General features: G+C 61.0%; 2 protein-coding genes. Both read left to right on the top strand.

Translation table 11 applies throughout. The features are described 5' to 3' along the window. Positions 1–1,207 (top strand): hypothetical protein (locus H5U08_RS13585; RefSeq protein ID WP_297034082.1); only part of this gene is annotated, 1,207 nt, incomplete at its 5' end. Further along, positions 1,204–3,270, top strand: a 2,067-nt coding sequence (locus tag H5U08_RS13580; RefSeq protein ID WP_297034081.1) for an AAA family ATPase, incomplete at its 3' end; no start/stop codon positions are given. The genes H5U08_RS13585 and H5U08_RS13580, both read left to right, overlap by 4 nt.

Raw genomic sequence — 3,270 nt, 5'->3', positions numbered from 1 at the left:
TGCAGTGGGCGAGGCCGTCGCAGGGGTCGCAGAGCTCCCGCCGCGACTGGTGGAGCGACTGATTGAGGCTCCCCGAAAAACTCTGCTCCGTGTGGCGGAGACGGCCAGCCGCGAAGGAGTTCATGCGGTCATTTTCGCCGGCGACATTTTCAATCCGGCCAGCGCGGCCCCCGGCGATTGGTTCGCCCTCTTCCAGTTTTGCGAGCGACTCGCTGCGCACGATGTTCCCCTGATTTGGCTATGGGGCCAGCTCGAGCGTCGTGGCCCGTGGCCAGAGGAATTCCCGTTTCCGCCCAGTGTCCACCTCTTCCGGGGTGATGAGGCTTGTGTGGACACAGTCACCACTGCCGCGGGTCCCCTTCAGGTCGTGATCTCACCCCGGGCAACTCCGGGAAAAATGCTTTCCGAAAACCTTGCGACTGCAAGAGGTTTCACCATTGGACTGGTTTACGGACACGACATCGGCGACCAGCCCGTTTGCGATATTGAAACAGACTACTGGGCCTTGGGAGGGCACCGTGTCCGCACGGAGTTCGATTGGGCAGGAATCAAAGCGCACGACCCAGGCCCGGCCTTTGTCCATACCTCAGAGATAGAAAGCATCCCCACCATAACGATTGTCCAGCTGCATGGACCGGGAAAGGTTTTTCTGCGATCCGTTTCGCTGGCGGCCTTGCGGTGGCACGCGCTCACTCTTTACGTGGCAGCGGAAAGTACGGAACCCCAGCTCGTGTCCCAGATTATTCAGGAGGCCGAAGCCCGCCGGGCAGCGGGGGACGCCGATTGGCTCGTGCGAATCCGCCTGGAGGGTCTTCCCCAGGTGCTTCTCCCGTGGCGGATGAAGGGGTTTGATCGAGAGATCCTCGAACTGCTGCGGATGCGTTATGGGCAAAGCCCGCCCTACTTCTGGCCGATTGAGGTAACCTGGCATCCCAGCGATCCCTGGCCGGAAAGCTGGCTGCAAGAGGAGAGCTTTCGCGGAGAACTGCTCAGACAGGGACTGACGCTGGAGGGCACAAATCCCTCTGAGCTTGTTTCCCAATGGCTGCCGGAAAGCGAGTTGGAACTGCCTCAAACATATGGCGGATGGTCCGATCGACTGGAGGCCTGTTGGCCGGAAATTGTTCGAGAAGCCCTTTTTTATGGCTTGATGTTGCTGGAAGAGAACCAGCCCGCACCGCGCAGTGGTGGAGGACGTGCTGAATGAGACTCCGCCAGATCGACATCGAGCGGTTTGGAATCTGGCGTGATTGGTCCAGTGGGGAGTTGCCTGCTGGACTGGCCGTGTTTTTCGGTCCCAACGAAACAGGCAAGTCCACCCTGCTGGAATTTCTGCGGGGGATGTTCTTCGGTTTTCATCAGCGAAGCGGTTTCGCCCCGCCCGATGAACCGGTGCTTGCCGGACGACTGGTGTGTGAGCATCAGGACATCGCCTTCCAGCTCTACCGCCGGTGGACACCCAGCGGTGGCGAGGTCGTTGAGGTGGTTGACGACAGCGGGAACCGTCCGGCCGAGGAAGTGGTCCGTTCCCTGTGCCCCCTCGACGAGACCACATTCAACGCAATTTTTGCGGTCAACCTGGAAGACATCGCCTATCTCCGCACGCTCGAAGCCACGGCAACGGGGGAACTCCTTTACGACCTGAGTTTGGGAATCGACCGTGCCGTTTTGGGGCGAGTCCTCGCACGCTTGCAGGAAGCGGCGGACCCACACCGGCAGGGCGAGCTTCTCCGGGGTTTGCTGGAGGAAAGAGAACGGTTGCAGCGGGAGTTGCAAGGGGTGCCCGAGGTGGGGACGCAGTTTGTGCGACTCCTCACCGCTCGAAGGAATGTGGAGCAGCAGTGCGCCAGGGCAGAAGAAACCCTCGCGCAGTGGCGCGAGAAATGCCAAATATGGGAATCGCTTCGGCCATTACTGCCGTTGTGGGAGGAACGCTGTCGTGTTGAGAGAGAACTTGGCGAGCTGGGGGCCCTGGCCGATGTTCCCGAAGTTTTTTTCCGGCGCGTGGCCCGGCTGCGAAAAAAATTCCGTGCTGCTAAAAAGAGGTTGGAACATCTCAAAGAGCAGCATTCCCAGGTGAAAACACGCTTGGCCGGGACCACAATCAATGAGGCTCTGTTGACCCACGCCACCGAATTGGAGGCCCTGCGACCGGTCAGAAATGACCTCACCACTCTCCAGACGACACTGAACGCCCTGCAAGCGGACCAGGACCGTCTCGACCAGGAACTGACGAATCTCCGCAGTCGCCTCGGTGTGGATACCCTGGAATCGCCCCCCAATTTTCCATGGGGCGACGTTCGACGCGTCATCACACAGTGGGAACGCATCGACCAGCGGATCCAGGTGGAAGAGCAAAAACTTACCACCGACCGAGCGACAAAAGAGAGACTCCAGGAACAATTGCGCCAGAAGCTCCAGGCCTTCCAGGCGGTCAATGTTCCAGCGGCCCTTGAAGAACGCAGCCGCCAGGCCACCCAGCTTCGCAAGCTGGCGCAGCTCAGAGAACAGCTCGCCTCCGTGGAAAACCGGCAAAAGGAGCTTCGTGCGGAGCGGCTCGCCGTCATGAAGGAAGCCCTGCTCCCCGGGCGAACCTGGCTGTTTGTGGCGGTTCCCTTCGTGCTGGGGCTGGCCCTCGTTCTGCTGTCCCTGCTGACGCTTGCCATATTTCCGGTCAGCAGTTTGGGGTGGAGCGGTGTCTTGGTTGGCGCCATCCTTGTTGGTGCGGGAGTCGCGGTCAAACTCCACGGCGAGCGTTTCCACCGCTCTCGTGCCGATGCGATTTTTCAGGAATGGGAAGCCCTCCGGGCGGAGCGCGAACGCCTGGTGGAACAGATCGCTGGCCTGGAAACAGCGATCGCGGCGGCTCCCGGCTATCTGCCCCGGGAGCTTCCTGCACTGGAAAACGAGATCCGCGAACTCGAAGCCCTGGGGCTGCTGCAGTCGCAACTTGATCATGTAACGCAGCAGATCGAGGAAGAAGAGCGGCAGGTCAATCAACTTCGGGCACAATCGGAGGAGGCCGCTCGTCGCGTGGCCGGGGTCTTTGCCCGCCAGGGACTTCCTTCGCCGGACAGCCCTGCAGCCGCCCGGGTTGCGTTGGAAACGCTCCGCCAGTATCGCCGGCTTCGCCTGCGCTGGGAATCGGTCAACAAGCGATGGTCGTCGCTCGTCCGACAGCGCGAGACGTGGGCCACTCGCCTCCAGCAGATCGCGCAACTTGCCGGCATTCAGACGCCGGACACTTCCCTGGAACTCGTCCTCGATACC

It is taken from the genome of Thermogutta sp. (genome assembly GCF_014359955.1).
GTDB lineage: Bacteria > Planctomycetota > Planctomycetia > Pirellulales > Thermoguttaceae > Thermogutta.
The sequence above is the reverse complement of the archived record's forward strand: the minus strand, read 5'-3'. Positions and strand labels throughout refer to the sequence as shown.